Genomic DNA, 15656 nt, shown 5'->3' with positions numbered 1-15656 from the left:
GGTTATTGGTCTATTGGTGGCTTGCGATAATGAACAAAAGTCTCAATTACCGACTCTGTTATCAGCGATGGAAGAACAACAAAAGAGATCGTCCAACAGCGTTCCTTCCTCATGCACCGACGAGGGGATGAGCACCTGTTTTGGTACGAGCGAATACCGTTGCGCCAACGGGGTTTATATATATGTCCAGGAGTGCGCGACGGTTAGTATTCGAATACAGTGGCAATAATGATTGGGGTTTGAGTATTTCGTCTTGCTACCTTTTATCTTCTTCTTCTATTATTTTGGCGAAATCCTCAAACCCATGTTCTTTTGCCATTTGTTCATCATTCGTCCATATTGATATACAACCGTTTTTTTGATACCCACCCTCGAAGTTAACGAAGACTTTTCCGGTTGCTTCAAATGATCTCAAATACTGTATTGCCTCATTGAACTTCTGTTCGAGTTCTTCAATCGTCTTGGCACCGATGGCGGCTTCCTCAGGCTCCCAATCCAGAAAATATCTGTACTCAAATTCAACACCATTAACTATCATAAATACCTCTCGATGTAATCATCAAAGAGGGTCTATCATCGTCAAGAATAAAACGCCCCCGGCTTCCCGACCGGGGGCATCATGTCACATTATGTTTTTAACCGTTACTTCATCCGGATTCAACCTCCTGTATTATTGTATTTTTCCTATATCAATCTTGCCGGTCACACTCGCCCCGGCGTACCACTCATCGATGACAAGGCCGTGGAGATAAGTAACTCCGACCCCGAGGCCTCCGGCTTTGAAATTCCAGAGCCATGAAACCGTGCCGCCGACAAAGGCGTTCATCTTCTGCAGCTCCTTGTTGTACCCGGCGAGAGCGTGAGCCTGCAGCATGAGCGAATACGGACGGACGGCAACCGGACAGATTGCCCCCAGGGTGTAGGTCCTCTCGCTCCACTTGTATTTGTTCTCAGCCCTGACAGTGAAGAACTTCCCTTCCTTCATCGCGGCGGTTATGCCGATCTCTCCCCCGTTGTATCCACCAGGCGCCGGGGCCTTATCCCCCGATTTGGTTTCCCCCTCATCCTCAATCTTAATCGTGGGGGCCTCCGGACAGGGAAAGCAATAACGACAGATAAGCGCCGTGCCGATTATGGAGACAGCAGCGACGACAATGCAAAGTATGATGACATTTTTAATTTTCATAGAACCCTCCTGTCCCGGCAGCGATCGCCACCGGGACAACCAACCATATTATTTGGGCTTTCCGCCGGTATCGTTCGTCTTCTTGACCCCGACAGCTTCCTGAACGATCTTCGCGTCCATCTTCCCGCGAATATCGCACCCGGAGATATTGCCGAAGATGAAGACAACGACCGTGAACACGGCGAAGGCGACAACCTTCCCCCAGTTTGCTTTCCAGAAATCAACGGTGAAAAGCGATTTCAGAAAAGATAAAACAGATGTGAGCGTAATCATTGATACTCTCCTATAATTTATTTTCCCTATGGCTGTTCGCCAAAAGGTGAATTCCCATTACTGTAATATGGACGCTCTCCGAATGATTGGACACCCTTCCCGATCGACACCGGGCCCAGGAGCCCCGCGACGAAGAAGGCGAAAGCCTTGATCAGCTCGGCAACGTCCTTGAAGTTCCCGGTCGTTACCATGGTGTACACGGCGAGAAAGCAGACGGTAAAACACACGACCGATGAATTGATGATGATCACGAAGAAACCGAGGCGCATCATGGAGTCTTTCGTCCCTGCTTGCAGATAGCTTTTTAGTTGGTTCATACTGGCCTCACAATATTCATGATACATTCATCCCCGGTATCGCATTGATAGTGATTCATTCTGAGCGCCGTGGCGAGCGCATCCCAGTTGAAGCCGGGGCCGGGACAACGTTTGTACTTCCCGATGTATTTCCTCTGAATAACGCCATGGCCTGATATGGTACATAGCTCCGGGTTCTCCGGTAACAGTTTCGCCATGAGCAATTCAAACAGCGATTCATATTGCGGCCCGGTGTAGGGCGCTCCGTTCGGTCCGAGAGGATCGTTCCATCTCGCCGGGTTCATGAGCTCAATGCCGACCGTATAGGCATCATACTCATTCTGCCGGTCCTGGAGCCCGCGCCAGGTGCTTGAATGATAATGCCACCATAGCGCTGGATCGGTAAACTGATTGATCGTACCGTCGTAGTCGATGTTATAATTAAACCCTTCGCCATTCCGGTAGGCCTTCGCCCGTTCGAAAGTGTCTTTGAGGATCCACCCATCGATCAGCTCATGGGAGCTGGCCCCGCCCTCGGTGCCGTGGATCACGACGATCCTGATGGACCTGGTCCTCTCGAAGCCGTTGTGATATTTCTCGAAAACTTCCGGACGTTGGATTATATTCATGGCATTCTCCCTATGGTGCCGGTGTTATCACGTGCTGTTTCACTTCCAGATGTTCCGCATCGAACCCTTCCTCGTCGGTCAGCTCGGTTTCGTATTCCTCGGTCCCGGCGATGAACTTCACGGCGTGGTGCAATTTCCTGTTCGCCGTGAGAAGCGTCGTTTTCGCTGTGGTGAGAGTGATCGTGATCCAGCCAGTTTCCGGTTTATTGATTGCAATCTCACTCGCCGCAAGGGTAGCGGAAATGATCACCGTCGTGTCCTCCGGCTTCGCCTTCACCTGGTAGATGATTGCGTTATAATCGGAGAGATTGGCCGGGCTTCCGTCAGCCTTCAGGACCGGCCCGACCTCCCACTCCGTATGGTTGCGCTTTTTGATAACCATAATAACCTCTTACGACGGCGAATAGGTGAGCTGACAGGACAGGTTCCCGGCCGCGAATTGCACCTGTACCCCAACGCCCGCGGTGAACGACGCCAGCACCCAGAAGAGCAGGTTCCCGCCGGTGAGCGCGTCGAATATCCCGACCGCTACAATCGTCTGTGACGCCGCCATTGCCGGGAATGTGACCGCCGCGTTGTTCGTGCCGGCAGCGGGGTCCGCGTCAGTCGCCGCGTTGAACGTGCCTATGCTCTGCCGTGCATAGTTCGCATCCGCGCATTCAGTTCCGCCCCCGGTGCTCGACGGGGCAACCGTGAATAATGCCAGATACCGCGCCGAGGGTGGAGAATAAGCCCCAACCCCGAGGACGTGGTCCAACAGCTCCCTGTGTAAATATCGTGTCATGCCGCCTTGTGCCATTGTAGTGCTCCTATTTGATTTTGATTTCCCCGGTAAGCCGGGAATTATTTTTTATCTGCGCCGATAATTCCGATGAATTATGGATCTCCGCGCTCAGGCGCGAAGCATTCCTGATTTTTGCATAGAGCTTAAATTTCCCCTTGTCCGAGGCCAGGGCCGCCGCGAAACCAGATATCGAACGGAATACCGCCGACAACAGGAAAGTGACCGACGACCTCATCCCTGAAACCGATCTGAACACGGCTGATTGCCTGAGCCATAACGAGGGCGTTTCCGCAAATCCCGAGCGAGAGAGGAATACCGCGGCCTGAGACAGCACGTTTCCGAGAATGGCGGAGAAACCGGAAACCGAACGGAACACCACCGATTGCTGCAGGCCGAGGGAAACGCTCGCCGATACTCCGGAACGTGACAGAAATTCCGCTGTCCGCTGCAACCGAAGGGACGCGGTGGACGCCATACCTGAGACCGAACGGATCACGGCGGAGACCGGCAATCTGAGGACCTGGGCGGCTGCCATGGCAGACCGGGACAGGAACGCGGCCGATTGCTGCAGGAGCAGGGATGACGCGCCGGACATTCTGGACGTGGAAATCATCGTCGCTGACCGGGGGAGAAATAGAGATCGCGTCATAGCCATTCCACTCACGGAAAGTATCGCCGCGGATTGATTTATCACCGTTGAATCATCGGCCCCGAAGTAACCCCCGCCCCAAAAGTCGGACGGAAAATGATTTGAAAAATAATTCATCCTATGCCCCGTCCACAGTTACCGCTGTTCTATTTTTCGATGTTTTATTAACCGTGACGCTAATTCGATCCTTTGAGTCTGCCACATCGCGGAAAGCGAATGTATATGTCGTTCCATTATCGGTTATCGTGAGTTTCCCGGCGAGGGCGGCCTCGAAAATCCTCATCATATGTCTAAGAGTGAGCGTCCCCTCCACAACCTCATCCAGTACGGCGTCAGCCATCGCGCTCACCCCCACGGCATCGGTTACAGTGGTAACGGTCGGGATGGTGATATTATTCAACGTTTTTGCGCTCGCCGCGTCTTTGATGTTTGCAAAATCGAGTCCCGCCTCTCCTGTACTTGATACATCAAGGGTGTTGGCCGGCGTGGTCGATCTGACAAGTTGAGCGTTGCCATAATTGGCGTGATTTACAATATCGTATGTGTCTTTTTCTTCGTTATCGACCAGTTTGATAAGAATGTTTTTTGGGGCCAGGTTTGACGCGCCTTTTATTTGTATCAATACATGGTTTGCCCCGCTTTCCAATGCGGCGTTGGGAATGTGCAGCTCATAGTCACCTGGCATATTGGTTCCGTCGATGGCTACAAAACCGCCCGTTGCCCATGTTCCCTTTGTGGCAGTTGCCAGCGTGATAGCCACGGCCGATCCGCTCGCCCCCATTCGATTATAATAGGCGGTCAGCCCCGATGAGTTATATACGAGCCCGGATAACTTTCCCCCGGTCGTGCTGGATGAATCATACAGCGACACGGGGAGGATAACGGAAGTCGAACCCTTTTTGATTATGAAATCTATCATCAGTAGTTACCCCACAAGAAATTTCTGTTGAGCCATCCGTAGGTTGCGCTTGCCGCTTCCGCATAGGCCACGACAGCCGCCGCCCATTTTGACGATGTACCAAGGGTCCATGATGCGGTCTGGCTTCCTGAACCGGTTCTGTATTCAACCGCCCCTGCCGCATAGGTCCACGATTCATCCTCTCCGCCGAGGGTCCAGCCTGACGCTTCAGTGCAAGTGACAGCAGCGTCGAACTCAACCCCGCCAATGTAAAAACAAGTTCCCGATGGGGACACGGCGCCGGCGCTCGGTGACGTTGACGATCCGGACCCGGTATTATTTCCAGATGCCCCGGCTGTCAGGCCCGCGGCAATCCCGGATACCTCATAGGCCGATATGCACCAATAAGCCGAGTCGGAGAAAGCGGCGGTTATGCTCATCGCCACGGATGAATTTGCGTAACAGTGCCAGATGGTAACGCCGTCACGGGTGTTGATCGATTCAGCATCTTTGTACCAGGTATTTCCCGCGCCGTCACTGATGGTAGCCGCCGCGAGAGTTCCCGAAGCCTCACGCCATCTTTGGAGAACGACGACAATGAGATTTCCAGCGGTTACAGCAGACCCGAACGCAAGGGCGGTCGTGCTGGTTCCGGCCCCGCCTCCGCTCAGTGATGATCCTGAAGGCGCTTTTTTGACAACTGATGCCGCCATTATTGAGTCCTCGCCATGCGGAAGCCAACGTCCCACGCCGGGTAATTGCAGGCGTTACTACTGGCGTCCACGCCGATCTCAAGGTATTGATCGGCGGCACGCTCCCAGCATGATCCAACGTCATAGGCACCGTTCCCGCTATAGTTTTCCAGCCACTTCCACACGTTGCCGGTCATGTCGTAGAGGCCGAGTGCGTTTGCGGTCTTGCTTTTCACATCTGCAAGAGCGGACGTTCCGTACACCGCCACGGCAGCGGTTGCGGTGGAGTTGTTATAGTCAGCGGTCGCCCCACTCGCACTGTCGCCCTGCGTGAAATATGGCGAGGTGTACCCGGACACGGTATTCGTGCTGTCATTTCCGCGATACCGGGCGCAGTACCAGTACTCTATTCTGGTTGGCAACCGGTAGCCAGTCTTGGTGAGATCCGTCACGGTTTCATCGGCCAGCCAGGTCGTGTCGATGCCAGAGTAGACGCAGTTGGCAGTGCTTCCGTCCGTCATCTCGGTAAGCCAGTTACAGAGCATGACCGCTCCGTACCATGACACCATGACCAGGGGCTTATTCCCATATCCTGTCTTGACGGCGAACACGCCGGCACTATATGATATGCCAACTCCGTAATCACCGTCCCCGGCGTCGAGGTCGATGAGCTCCTGACCACCATATTTTACCGTGGCAGTGGAAAGGCCGTTGTGGTCGCCAACGGTGGAACTGAATTTCCCTTGGCCATAGGCCCATTGCAATACCTGGACGGCCATGGAATTAGTGAAGTCCGTTTCCTGCATGAACATCTTTCGGGTGAGGGTTTGCGTCGAAGCATCCGCCACGCCATGGGGGAATGTTACGCTTGATTGATTATTAGCATAGATCATCCGCAGTGTTTCCAAACCGACAGCCACATCGACGAATTGCCCTGGAGTCGTTTTCCCCCACGGGTTGCTATCGTCTTTTAATATAACAATTGCAGCCACTTATTTCCCCGCTATCACCTTCGTCAATTCAACGCCTTTCCTGAGGCATTCCACGTCGGGGATAAAGTCGTCGTTATATAACTTTTTGTGTGTGTCCTTCACACCGTCCATGATCCTCTGGAATATCGTCCGCTCTGAATCATTAAAAGCCATCATCTCAGCAACCATAGTCAAGCCTCCTATTTGAACTTTGTATGATACGGCCATGCCGCATGATATGGCGCATCAAGTCTTCAATGATCGACAGGCACAGATCATCCTTGCAATCCAGGTCCCTGTCCCCGCACTTCATGGGGCATATCCGCTCGCGGAGATGGAGGAACACTTCGATTTCTTCTTTGCTGTATTCACTTAGTTTTGTCATCAAGCCGCCTCTTGCATTCTGCCTGTATTGCCTCGATGTCCTTCATGTTCCTTATGATATTCCCCGTCTGCTCTTTTGATTCATCGTTCACGTCGCAAATAATATTCGTGAGCGTCAGTACATCCTTGCTGAACTGGACCGCCATGTCGGAGTATTGCTCTTTAAGGGCGGTTTTTGAATCGTCGATTTTATCCTTGAGGACCTTGTATATTGCACCAGCGACACCGAAAAAGAGCGTGATATTTGTCGCTGTCTGTGCAAGAAAAAGAGATTGCATGCTACCGCTGTAATTAGTAATGAGAGTAATAATGCTTTCCATTTCATGACGGCTCCTCTTATATTGAAATCGAACGCGGAGAATCTATAAATGATGGGGTCAAACGTAAATGCGTAATCGTATCAACACTCACGCTTAATTTTACCATAATTTCCATGTCGCCACAGGTGCATATATCTGGAGTATTTATTGTTCCTGAATATATGGTATTATGAAAAACCCATGCCGATCCATTCCAACGATAAACATGGACTAACCCGGTTCCTTGCGAGCAAATGACAAGATCGGTTTTATTGATCATTGTAATTGCGCAATTGCCATATCCCGTGAGTGTATTTTCGGCACCGACCAATGACCATGACGAACCGTTCCAGCGATATGTTCTAAGTTTTTCAGTCGTTGAATCATATAGGGCAATATCGGTTTGATTTATTGCCGTCATGGTAACATTGCCTAATCCGGATATTGATAATCCGGACCCGACCAGGGACCATGCTGAACCGCTCCAACTGTAAACACGGAGAGACTCGTTGGTAGTATCAATATATGCAACCGTGGTGCTTGTAAGGGCGGCGAGGGCCATGTAGCTCGTATTGGATATCGATAATCCGGACCCGACCAGGGACCATGCTGAACCGCTCCACGAATAGGCCCGAAGGCTTTGAGTCGCAGTATGAATAAGTGCAACAAGAGAATCTGACAATCGAGTAATCGCTGAATAACCTGCACCGCCCATTCCCATACCACTTCCAACAATTGCCCAAGAAACTCCATTCCAGGCATATGTATCAAGTTCTGCATTTGATATAATTGCAATAGTTCGTTGTTTAAGATAACAGGCGGAATTCGGGTTAGTACTTCCTCGTGTTGTTTCTGATATCTTTGAACACCCGATCCATTTGGGGACCAGGCTTAGCGGCAAGTCCCCGCCAATCCATTTATCAGCAAGTGACGACCCTTCGAGAACGACGCTATCGCCGGGATTGGATAATACCATGCTGGTCAGGCCGGAGGGCGTCAATTTCCCGTTATCGCTCGTGTTGGTCTGTATGGTGACGGTATTCGTTGTCCCCGCCGCATAGACAATCTTGATGCTGCGCCCGTAGTTGTTGGCGAGCAGGGGCAGGGTGATGACGATATCGTCGGAGGTGGTGTTCACAAAAAGGGTATCAAAATAATCAGTGTCCAGGATCGTGTAGTCTGCGCTCTTGTTCAGCGATCTGGTGGGCCATCCGTTCAGGAGCCGGTCGATTGCCTGCCTGACCTGCGACGCGGTAACGCCTTCGACCGATCCGTCAGGAGTGAGACCCGCGTGAGCCATGATAGCTCGCAGGCCGTAATACAGGTCATTCATATAATCCTGTCTGACCGGGGTCCCATGCTCGTCTCCGGGAGTAATGTCGTCACGCATAACGCCGCGATCCTGGTTGGCTGTCGCTGTATCAATATTGGGGAGAGTTGATATATCCTTCATTGTTTACCTCTATACAAAATTTACTTGAGCCAGCACCCAGGTGTGGGCGGGCTTGATCTGCAACACAAGGTTGTAGAAATCATATTCACGCGACGCGGGAAGGTCTACAAAATGATCTATCCCGGCCGCGCCGCACAAAAAAAAGATATAAATGAACCGCTCCGGCAGAGCGGGCAGGTCATAATCGCCGCCGATGTTCCCGGCGATAAGAATGCCGGTCTTGCTGCGAGGGTCGATCCTCGTTGTGTAGGCGCCGAGCCGTGTCTGTCCGAGAGTAATCCAGCCCAGCCGGGACACATACTTATGCGCCGAAGGTTCGTAAATCGGAATATTTTCCTTCACATATACCGGAAACCCGGCGGCCTGGAGAACGTTCTGAATGTAGTCCGGGCCCTGACCGCCATAAGCGGCATATTGCCCCTTAATTCTGTTGTTGCGGTCCGCGTCAGACAATCCGGATATTCTCACCAGGCCGAGGAACCGTTCCCAGTCCGGCAACACCTCGGACTGGAGATTGCCGTCGGGGATCCCCGCGCTCAATATGTCATCATAAAATTCGATGATACGCTCCGGTTCTTTCGAGAGGGCTCGGATCAGCTTATTGTGCGATGACCCGTTGATGAGCCTGTACGCTCTCCCGGAGGGGAATAATTTCCGTAATGTATCGAAGAAATTATGCATAGGCTACGATCCCCAGCTTGATTTTTTCTCCGACGGTGAGGGTATATAAACTGTATGTTGTCCCGCTGACTTGAAATGTCATGTTGGTAAATATGGCGCTGTATGCCTGTACGGCGGTCTGCGCGACCGATATCAGCTCGGCGACGGTTATCGTATTAAGTCGTTCGGCGCTCAGCCCCTGAATGTATGGCTCCTTTAAAAGCAGTTGTTGTGATAACGCCGCGGCGATTGCTTCCCGAATGCTCGGGGAATCAGGCGACAGTCCAGTAATTGTCACGTTGGCGGCGCTTCTGGTAATCGCCAGCACGTTCACCTCGGCCGTTACCGGCCGCCGGGTCTGTAACCCGGTTATTGGGTCATAGGTTATACATTCGAGAGCTGCGGCGATCTCGGCGGATGTTGGGATGCCGTCTGTCTGGTCGTCGGCCTCGATGTACACATCGACGATCCCCGGCGTCGTGGCAGGGTAGGGATAGGCCGATACGATGTGCGGCGCCTCTATCGCCCAAGCACGATAGTCTGTAAGGGCGCCACCCTGCGGGGCCCGATGATACGCGCTGATTACCCGCTCCCTGTAGTCTTCGATGTTTTCCTTGTCGTCACCTTGCGTTGTAACCGCCGTCACTGTGGCTTCCTGGTTAACCCCTCCCAGCGGGGAAACGAAATAGATTACCTCGCCGACTTCGAGGCTCCCGCTCTCTCCGCTCGATGTCGCAGTCGCGCTGAATGATATCGTCCCTATTGTCAAGGCGACGGCCGTGTCAACGGTATATACAACGCCGGTATTATTATTGATAAGCTGTGTCCCGGCCTTGAGCTGCCCGGTGCCGGTTGTCGATATCGCAGACAGCTGGCCGGCCCACGTAGACGCGGGCGTGCGCGTAATGCCCTTTATCCACCCAAGGATTTCCAGATAGTAATCTGAGGCGAGCTGCGGAAATCGCTGATTAAATTGATAGGTGCCGTATTTATACAGGATGATCCAGGCCCCGGCGAGAGCGTACGACAAGATTCTAAAAACGGCCTTCGCCAAGAGTGGAATTGATTGTCCGAGCTCTGATTCTATGTCGGCTATGATGTTGGTTTGAATTTCTTGTAATGTCGGATTGTCAAGAGCCATATATTATTTCCTCCCACTCGCGGGGTCGTTCTTTTGGTACATCCAGTTGATTTCATAATTACTTGATACCAGAACTGTCTCATCCTTCAGGAGCTCAATGGTGATCCGCGATTGCGACTTCCCCGTGACGGTTACTGAGGCCTCGATTGTATCGCAGATTTCCGCCTCAATCATCCATTTGAGGGCCTTCTTTGCCACTTCCTCGGCCTGCATGACGGACCCCGCCGTCAGTACCGAACCGCTGACAAATTTGTTGAATTCGCCGCTCATTTTTTCGCTCTCCTCGAAATACTCGTTCATCCAGAGGAGGTCGTCGGCGTGGCCGAACAGAGATAAGTACACCGCGTTTTCGAGGCCCCCGTCCATGACGGGCTCACCGTTCCGAACGGTTATCTCACCGCCATCGGCGGTATCATATACATATAGATCGCCTTGTCGTAATTCGCTCATTCTTCCGGTACCTTGATGTTGTCGATTTTCGCGTCGTCAATATCTTTGGTTAGCGCCGTGCCGGCCCATACACCGGACGCGGACTTGAGGGCAGCGCCGCCATCTTGCGATACCGGGGACCAGTTGGTGAAAACATCTTTCAGATCCCCTATATCATCCTGGATTTCCTTGATGACATCTTTCAGTTTAGAAAATCGGACAGCGTTGTCGTCGTCTCCGTTCAGCTCAATGTCGCCGTCCGGTTTAAGCGTGAGGCCCCCATTGTCGTTGCTGACCTCGATCTCTCCATCATCCTTGAGGTGGACAATCGCCTTGATTTCACCGTTTTCATCGCGGCTATATAATCTGATTTCACCTTTCTTAACCGACTGCTTGGGGAGCACGCCGATCTGTACAGACTTGCCGGGGTTTTCATCGATCATGATGAGGACGCCCTGGTCATCTGGGAGCGGGTTCGCGTCGATCCCCGGCGGGCAAATCTGATAGCTCCGGCGAGTGTAGTCCTTGAACAGTTCCGTCACAATCTCACGGATTCCATCCTCGACCTGCGATCGTACAATCTTACCTATCAGCCCCATGGGAATCTCCCCCTGGTTTTCCCGTCGTACGCTTCGGGGAATGTGAGTTTCAGCCGCGTTTCCATGCTGTTATTATTGCGTCTGAGTGTCGCCTCGCGGGTCAACATCTCGGTCGTATCATAGACCATGTCGGCGGGGCACTTGTAATTTATTTTGATGTTGTCCTTCCATAGTGATTTCTCACGGGGGAGCCTCCATCCATCGACTTCAACGTTGATGTCGATACTACTGGAAATCATCCGGCCCCAGTACGATGTCGCGGCGGTTTTGAGTTGCCCCGGCGCTGTGTCTTGCGCCTTCCAGGTGCACGGCCGGTATACACCGTTTCCTTCAAGCTCCGGGTCGTGGACGGTATGTTTTTCGCCATAGCCGCCCTTCATTTTCGTCCCCAGGGCGTTGATCTCGCTGAAACGCTTCTGCCCATTGTATGTAACGGACGATCCCAGGTAGGGCCATACACCGCCGGTGATGGATTCAATAGCGGGTTTCGACGTTGTTTTTAAAAACACCAGCTCGCCATATTCGCTTGATGACATGATGAGGCCCCGCTGTATCGCGAGCTTAGATAAAAACTCATAGCATTTCTGGTCCGGATTGAGATCAACTTTGTCGGCGTTGTTGAATGCGGAACCGGGAGATGCTTCAAATTTAACGGTTATATTGTACGGTTGACAGACCTTGTCGGCAATTTGCTGCAAGGTGAGCCCTGACGGGTTGAAGGGCCACGATTTTGGCGAGAGCGGGCAATCAGCGAGGATCCCCGGCTTGGAATAGCCTTCGATGGTGATTGTCTTTTTATTCGGCCCCAGCGCGGGCCTATGTGTCATCAGCGTTCCGGTAAAAACTCGCTTGCCACCGATATATACGGCCGCCTCGTAATACGAGAACGGCTTGAAGAGCCGCCGAGCCTTGGTGCTCGTGGGATCCCAGGGAGCCGAAAATGTAAACTTATCCGCGATGGAATTAAACGACCGCGTCAACTCCAGGTCTTCCCATAGCGTGATCGTCTGGCCAGTCACCATCAGGGAGACCTCGTTGTCGTCTTTTGCTTTTATCGCGTTGGGAATCATATATAATACCGTATCTCCCGCGCTCGTGGTATCAGTAGTATTTCTGTTGCCGTCAGGCTGTTGGAGACAATCAATAGATCGAGATAATCATTAGCGGTTGTGCCATATAATTCATAGCACAGGTCAATGATGGTCCGGTCCCGGTCGAGGGTTACAATCCGCTCCTGCTTTAATTCATATGATAGCTGAATCAAATATCGGGCGGTCGACGATATGATGCGCTTCAGTGCCTGGATAAGCGCGTCAGAGGCGGCGAAACGGTTCTCCAGATCATTGCTCACACCAGTTGTTTCCATACCGTCCAGGAATCCCTGGACCTCCAGAAACGTGTTCACCAGAGACGCCGCTGATTGAATCGCATCAGCCCGCGTAGTAAAACCCGTGTTTGTACCGGTGTCTGGATGCAAATTAACATCGGCCATTGCGGTCAGAATGGCAGTTGCGAGCATTTGTTTCATGAGACATTGGTTTCTGTATTCGCGGGTATTCGCCCCCATGGGATCCGACAGCACCTGGCCTAGCAAATCGCTATACATCGCCATACGGCTCTTGACGGAGACGGGGAGCTGTGAGGGAGCCAGTATCAATGTTTGCAGCGATCTGGATAGCTCAGCCGGAGCCAGGGCGAGGGCATCTATGTTTTTATTGATGAAATTTGCCGTCGAAGAAAATGCCGCGGCTGCGGTATCGGTAACACTGACTGCGGCGTCGAAAATTCTCATGGCTGAATTGATGAATGTCTGCGCCATCTGCTGTATGCCGGAAACAAGTCCATATGCGAAAGTCGCGACACCTTCGAGGGTCGAGGCGGCCAGGTCGGTCATTGATTCTATGCCGGTCATCACCTGCGATATCGCCTCGACTCCAAGGATAGGCGACTCGGGTATAATAGTTTCGGTCATATCCAGGTTGAACACGGCCTGATTGCCGGCGGACTGGAGGGAGTCGCGCCGCTGAATCTTGACGATTACGACATCCTTGATGCCATACACCGGATGTTCAAGAGAACAGACGCCTTTTTTAGACGCCGATTTCTCGAACCGCTTCGCCTCAAGATCGTAGTCTTCACCGGAGAAAAATATTGTGAGCGGGTATGACACCTTGCCGAGGCCGAAATCCTGAACGAGAGCACCGTCCTTTTCGGCGAATTCATAAGTAGACGTCTTCTTGTCGATTGTCTTCTCGACATCCTGATATTGAAATTTAAACCGCTTCTTATCCGGGGTAGTGATCGCGGCATCTATGAGTCTGTCTCTCCAGCCCATTACGTCTCCTGGTATCCAAGTTTAAGTGAGCCGCCTCTCGGGACGCTCTGGCCGCCGGCATCCACCTGGTTCTGCGATCCGTTACGGATAACAACATGCTGAGTATTAGACTTACTTTCAATCGATGTTGCAGTCCTTTCACCTCCCGTTGTAACAGTGCGGCGGTCTGATGGCTTCGCGTTACCCGACTGTTTTCCGGTTTCAATACCCATAAATTCCTTCGCTATATTGACGGCAGCGCTTATCTTGTCAACTACGGCGCCGATTGCATCCTTGACGCGATCCCAGTTGCGGGCAATCAGGATCGGAATCGCAATGAGTGGGAAGAGAATCGTTGACAGCGCAGCGAACACAGGGTTGTCGAATATTTGAGTAAACTCGAAAAATTTCTGTTTAAGATAATCCCAATATTTAATAACCAGAATGACCGCGGCAACAAGGGCAATAATGCCTATGATGATCCATGTAATCGGGCATGTCCAGAGGGCGGCGTTCAAGATTATCTGCGCAATCGCCCAAAGTTTGACAACGACTACAAGCCCGGTGATAATACCGGCAATAGTACCGATAACCTTGATAACCGTCTTCGTTGTGTCGGTGAATTCGTCCCAGTTGGCATTCAGATAGTAGATCAATCCAACCATGGCGCCGATGATCATCATCATGCGACCCATCGGTCCGACGCTTGATGCGGCGTTAAAAACAGCCTGTGCGAAAGCGGCGAGAAGGAGCGCTTTCTGGTACAACACGAACGCCCCCACCAGGCCGATAATCATCGGGACAAACGGGGCGATGTAAGGATAGATGGCAACTATGCCGTCAATGATGGTAAGGACCACCTTTCCGACGCCCTTGATGACGGTCAGCCACGACTGTAACTTGACCGCGATAAGAGCCTTGTTTGCCTGTACCCAGGCCAGAACTCCGGACGCCGCCTTGGTCGCCGTGATAACCCATTCCTTGGCGGTCGGGAGTAACACGTCACCGATGCCTGCCGCGGTCATGCCGATCGCATCCATGAAGGTTGACCACAAGCCGGTGAATGTGGCCGAGGCCCGAAGCATGCCATTAAAAAACATACCGCCCTCTGATACCATGGATCGCATCGCTTTTTCGATTTCTTCGGCAGTACCTTTTGTTGCGATCATCTGTCGAGCCTGGCCTACAGCGCCGGGACCTTTGAGGTTCCACTGTTTGGCGAGCTGTTGGAGAATCGGGACCTGATTATTGATGAGCTGGTTAATGTCCTGCAGCGAGGCCTTTCCCTGTGCCTTTATCTGCCCGAAAGCGAGGGCAATACCTTTGAGCCGATCAGCCGATCCCTGCGACAGATCGCCGAGCATTTTGAGTGTTGGAACCATGTTATCTTTTGTGGCAGCGCCAAAGCCCATGAGCATAACTGACGCGTCCTGGAGATCCTTGAATTCAAATGGAGTCTCAGCGCCGAGGACCTGCAATTCACTAACAAGCTTCTTCGCGGCCTCCGCGTTCCCACCGAGCATGGTCGTGAACGATGCCGTGGCGTTCTCCATTTCGGAGGCCTTCTTGATGGCGAAGGCAATCCCGGCACCAAGGGCCATGACGCCAACACCGGCGGTGCGTCTCATGACCGGGCCAAAGTTACGGCTGATGCTTGATGACATCTCACCGGCATGGCGCTGCGCCCTGGCAAAATCCGTCTTCATGCCCATGCTCATTGACTTCGCGGTGATCCCCATTTTGGCCATGGGGACCGAAAGCTTGTCAACTGCCTTGAATACAGCCTCTATGGAGAATCGTCCCGCCATTTTATCTTTTCTTCGCCGCCTGTATTTGATGTTCTATGAGCCCCGGTATCAGCGGGGTGTAAAAAAACCTGATTTCCGGGATTGACATTGTCCTGATGTCTGGCAACCCCGAATAATCTGTTGTGATCTGCAATAATTGTCTGGTAATCCCTTCAAGGCCTCTCATCTTCTGCTCGATGCAATCCTGAGCA

At 52.2% G+C, this 15656-nt stretch carries 23 protein-coding genes; 2 read left to right on the top strand and 21 right to left on the bottom strand.

Translation table 11 applies throughout. The annotated features are described in order from the left end of the window. Positions 1 to 256 precede the first annotated feature (256 nt). From KA369_08395 to KA369_08365, 7 genes are all read right to left on the bottom strand, one after another. On the bottom strand, positions 257 to 538 hold the full coding sequence (locus tag KA369_08395; GenBank protein MBP7735977.1) for a hypothetical protein: 282 nt from the start codon (positions 536 to 538) through the stop codon (positions 257 to 259). A gap of 132 nt (positions 539 to 670) precedes the next feature. Next, on the bottom strand, positions 671 to 1186 hold the full coding sequence (locus KA369_08390) for a hypothetical protein (GenBank protein MBP7735976.1): 516 nt from the start codon (positions 1184 to 1186) through the stop codon (positions 671 to 673). A gap of 48 nt (positions 1187 to 1234) precedes the next feature. Then, entirely contained in the window at positions 1235 to 1459 is a 225-nt protein-coding gene (locus KA369_08385) for a hypothetical protein (GenBank protein MBP7735975.1), read from the bottom strand. Between the two features lie 26 nt (positions 1460 to 1485). Continuing rightward, a complete protein-coding gene (locus KA369_08380) occupies positions 1486 to 1776 on the bottom strand; it encodes a hypothetical protein (GenBank protein ID MBP7735974.1) in 291 nt (96 codons plus the stop codon). Next, positions 1773 to 2384 carry an N-acetylmuramoyl-L-alanine amidase gene (locus KA369_08375; GenBank protein MBP7735973.1) on the bottom strand — a complete coding sequence of 204 codons (612 nt, stop codon included), beginning with the start codon at positions 2382 to 2384 and terminating at the stop codon, positions 1773 to 1775. Before KA369_08375 ends, KA369_08380 begins: the two co-directional genes overlap by 4 nt. A 10-nt stretch (positions 2385 to 2394) precedes the next feature. Beyond that, positions 2395 to 2766, bottom strand: coding sequence for a hypothetical protein (locus KA369_08370; GenBank protein ID MBP7735972.1), 372 nt, complete (start codon positions 2764 to 2766; stop codon positions 2395 to 2397). Between the two features lie 9 nt (positions 2767 to 2775). Further along, on the bottom strand, positions 2776 to 3168 hold the full coding sequence (locus tag KA369_08365; protein ID MBP7735971.1) for a hypothetical protein: 393 nt from the start codon (positions 3166 to 3168) through the stop codon (positions 2776 to 2778). Positions 3169 to 3323: 155 nt separating this feature from the next. On the opposite strand from KA369_08365, the gene KA369_08360 reads away from it, so the two are divergent. Together KA369_08360 and KA369_08355 are read left to right on the top strand one after the other, a co-directional pair. After that, positions 3324 to 3494 carry a hypothetical protein gene (locus tag KA369_08360; protein MBP7735970.1) on the top strand — a complete coding sequence of 57 codons (171 nt, stop codon included), beginning with the start codon at positions 3324 to 3326 and terminating at the stop codon, positions 3492 to 3494. 18 nt (positions 3495 to 3512) lie between these two features. After that, positions 3513 to 3854: a hypothetical protein gene (locus KA369_08355; GenBank protein MBP7735969.1), complete on the top strand. Its 342-nt coding sequence runs from the start codon at positions 3513 to 3515 to the stop codon at positions 3852 to 3854. 81 nt (positions 3855 to 3935) lie between these two features. Here the strand turns inward: KA369_08355 and KA369_08350 are convergent, their stop codons facing one another. From KA369_08350 to KA369_08285, 14 genes are all read right to left on the bottom strand, one after another. Beyond that, complete coding sequence (locus tag KA369_08350; GenBank protein ID MBP7735968.1) at positions 3936 to 4736, bottom strand: hypothetical protein; 801 nt, start codon at positions 4734 to 4736, stop codon at positions 3936 to 3938. Continuing rightward, positions 4736 to 5428, bottom strand: coding sequence for a hypothetical protein (locus KA369_08345; GenBank protein ID MBP7735967.1), 693 nt, complete (start codon positions 5426 to 5428; stop codon positions 4736 to 4738). Before KA369_08345 ends, KA369_08350 begins: the two co-directional genes overlap by 1 nt. Next, on the bottom strand, positions 5428 to 6300 hold the full coding sequence (locus tag KA369_08340; GenBank protein ID MBP7735966.1) for an SUMF1/EgtB/PvdO family nonheme iron enzyme: 873 nt from the start codon (positions 6298 to 6300) through the stop codon (positions 5428 to 5430). The genes KA369_08345 and KA369_08340 overlap by 1 nt, the downstream gene beginning before the upstream one ends. A 99-nt stretch (positions 6301 to 6399) precedes the next feature. Then, positions 6400 to 6567 carry a hypothetical protein gene (locus KA369_08335; protein MBP7735965.1) on the bottom strand — a complete coding sequence of 56 codons (168 nt, stop codon included), beginning with the start codon at positions 6565 to 6567 and terminating at the stop codon, positions 6400 to 6402. Beyond that, positions 6557 to 6763, bottom strand: a complete 207-nt coding sequence (locus KA369_08330) for a hypothetical protein (GenBank protein MBP7735964.1) — start codon at positions 6761 to 6763, stop codon at positions 6557 to 6559. The genes KA369_08335 and KA369_08330 overlap by 11 nt, the downstream gene beginning before the upstream one ends. Continuing rightward, the gene (locus KA369_08325) at positions 6747 to 7082 is read right to left on the bottom strand and encodes a hypothetical protein (protein ID MBP7735963.1); all 336 of its coding nucleotides are present in this window, start codon (positions 7080 to 7082) and stop codon (positions 6747 to 6749) included. The genes KA369_08330 and KA369_08325 overlap by 17 nt, the downstream gene beginning before the upstream one ends. Before the next feature lie 16 nt (positions 7083 to 7098). Further along, positions 7099 to 8514, bottom strand: coding sequence for a hypothetical protein (locus tag KA369_08320; GenBank protein ID MBP7735962.1), 1416 nt, complete (start codon positions 8512 to 8514; stop codon positions 7099 to 7101). 9 nt (positions 8515 to 8523) lie between these two features. Then, on the bottom strand, positions 8524 to 9195 hold the full coding sequence (locus KA369_08315) for a DUF2313 domain-containing protein (GenBank protein ID MBP7735961.1): 672 nt from the start codon (positions 9193 to 9195) through the stop codon (positions 8524 to 8526). Then, entirely contained in the window at positions 9188 to 10315 is a 1128-nt protein-coding gene (locus KA369_08310; protein ID MBP7735960.1) for a baseplate J/gp47 family protein, read from the bottom strand. Before KA369_08310 ends, KA369_08315 begins: the two co-directional genes overlap by 8 nt. A 3-nt stretch (positions 10316 to 10318) precedes the next feature. Beyond that, entirely contained in the window at positions 10319 to 10765 is a 447-nt protein-coding gene (locus KA369_08305; protein ID MBP7735959.1) for a phage GP46 family protein, read from the bottom strand. Then, positions 10762 to 11343: a hypothetical protein gene (locus KA369_08300; GenBank protein MBP7735958.1), complete on the bottom strand. Its 582-nt coding sequence runs from the start codon at positions 11341 to 11343 to the stop codon at positions 10762 to 10764. Before KA369_08300 ends, KA369_08305 begins: the two co-directional genes overlap by 4 nt. Continuing rightward, positions 11334 to 12413 (bottom strand): hypothetical protein, encoded by a 1080-nt coding sequence (locus KA369_08295; GenBank protein ID MBP7735957.1) that lies wholly within the window; start codon positions 12411 to 12413, stop codon positions 11334 to 11336. The genes KA369_08300 and KA369_08295 overlap by 10 nt, the downstream gene beginning before the upstream one ends. After that, positions 12410 to 13678 carry a DNA circularization N-terminal domain-containing protein gene (locus KA369_08290; protein ID MBP7735956.1) on the bottom strand — a complete coding sequence of 423 codons (1269 nt, stop codon included), beginning with the start codon at positions 13676 to 13678 and terminating at the stop codon, positions 12410 to 12412. Before KA369_08290 ends, KA369_08295 begins: the two co-directional genes overlap by 4 nt. Further along, positions 13678 to 15465 (bottom strand): tape measure protein, encoded by a 1788-nt coding sequence (locus tag KA369_08285; GenBank protein MBP7735955.1) that lies wholly within the window; start codon positions 15463 to 15465, stop codon positions 13678 to 13680. Before KA369_08285 ends, KA369_08290 begins: the two co-directional genes overlap by 1 nt. Between the last annotated feature and the right edge of the window lie 191 nt (positions 15466 to 15656).

The sequence above is a fragment of the Spirochaetota bacterium genome, assembly GCA_017999915.1.
In the GTDB taxonomy this organism is placed as follows: domain Bacteria; phylum Spirochaetota; class UBA4802; order UBA4802; family UBA5550; genus RBG-16-49-21.
This window is presented reverse-complemented; position numbering and strand designations above follow the sequence as displayed.

What these genes read in the sequence shown, in the direction of transcription:
- KA369_08395 (MBP7735977.1), bottom strand. Translation starts at nt 538, where the DNA reads ATGATAGTTAATGGTGTTGAATTTGAGTACAGATATTTTCTGGATTGG.
- KA369_08390 (MBP7735976.1), bottom strand. Translation starts at nt 1,186, where the DNA reads ATGAAAATTAAAAATGTCATCATACTTTGCATTGTCGTCGCTGCTGTC.
- KA369_08385 (MBP7735975.1), bottom strand. Translation starts at nt 1,459, where the DNA reads ATGATTACGCTCACATCTGTTTTATCTTTTCTGAAATCGCTTTTCACC.
- KA369_08380 (MBP7735974.1), bottom strand. Translation starts at nt 1,776, where the DNA reads ATGAACCAACTAAAAAGCTATCTGCAAGCAGGGACGAAAGACTCCATG.
- KA369_08375 (MBP7735973.1), bottom strand. Translation starts at nt 2,384, where the DNA reads ATGAATATAATCCAACGTCCGGAAGTTTTCGAGAAATATCACAACGGC.
- KA369_08370 (MBP7735972.1), bottom strand. Translation starts at nt 2,766, where the DNA reads ATGGTTATCAAAAAGCGCAACCATACGGAGTGGGAGGTCGGGCCGGTC.
- KA369_08365 (MBP7735971.1), bottom strand. Translation starts at nt 3,168, where the DNA reads ATGACACGATATTTACACAGGGAGCTGTTGGACCACGTCCTCGGGGTT.
- KA369_08355 (MBP7735969.1), top strand. Translation starts at nt 3,513, where the DNA reads ATGGCGGAGAAACCGGAAACCGAACGGAACACCACCGATTGCTGCAGG.
- KA369_08350 (MBP7735968.1), bottom strand. Translation starts at nt 4,736, where the DNA reads ATGATAGATTTCATAATCAAAAAGGGTTCGACTTCCGTTATCCTCCCC.
- KA369_08345 (MBP7735967.1), bottom strand. Translation starts at nt 5,428, where the DNA reads ATGGCGGCATCAGTTGTCAAAAAAGCGCCTTCAGGATCATCACTGAGC.
- KA369_08340 (MBP7735966.1), bottom strand. Translation starts at nt 6,300, where the DNA reads ATGATCTATGCTAATAATCAATCAAGCGTAACATTCCCCCATGGCGTG.
- KA369_08335 (MBP7735965.1), bottom strand. Translation starts at nt 6,567, where the DNA reads ATGGTTGCTGAGATGATGGCTTTTAATGATTCAGAGCGGACGATATTC.
- KA369_08330 (MBP7735964.1), bottom strand. Translation starts at nt 6,763, where the DNA reads ATGACAAAACTAAGTGAATACAGCAAAGAAGAAATCGAAGTGTTCCTC.
- KA369_08325 (MBP7735963.1), bottom strand. Translation starts at nt 7,082, where the DNA reads ATGGAAAGCATTATTACTCTCATTACTAATTACAGCGGTAGCATGCAA.
- KA369_08320 (MBP7735962.1), bottom strand. Translation starts at nt 8,514, where the DNA reads ATGAAGGATATATCAACTCTCCCCAATATTGATACAGCGACAGCCAAC.
- KA369_08315 (MBP7735961.1), bottom strand. Translation starts at nt 9,195, where the DNA reads ATGCATAATTTCTTCGATACATTACGGAAATTATTCCCCTCCGGGAGA.
- KA369_08310 (MBP7735960.1), bottom strand. Translation starts at nt 10,315, where the DNA reads ATGGCTCTTGACAATCCGACATTACAAGAAATTCAAACCAACATCATA.
- KA369_08305 (MBP7735959.1), bottom strand. Translation starts at nt 10,765, where the DNA reads ATGAGCGAATTACGACAAGGCGATCTATATGTATATGATACCGCCGAT.
- KA369_08300 (MBP7735958.1), bottom strand. Translation starts at nt 11,343, where the DNA reads ATGGGGCTGATAGGTAAGATTGTACGATCGCAGGTCGAGGATGGAATC.
- KA369_08295 (MBP7735957.1), bottom strand. Translation starts at nt 12,413, where the DNA reads ATGATTCCCAACGCGATAAAAGCAAAAGACGACAACGAGGTCTCCCTG.
- KA369_08290 (MBP7735956.1), bottom strand. Translation starts at nt 13,678, where the DNA reads ATGGGCTGGAGAGACAGACTCATAGATGCCGCGATCACTACCCCGGAT.
- KA369_08285 (MBP7735955.1), bottom strand. Translation starts at nt 15,465, where the DNA reads ATGGCGGGACGATTCTCCATAGAGGCTGTATTCAAGGCAGTTGACAAG.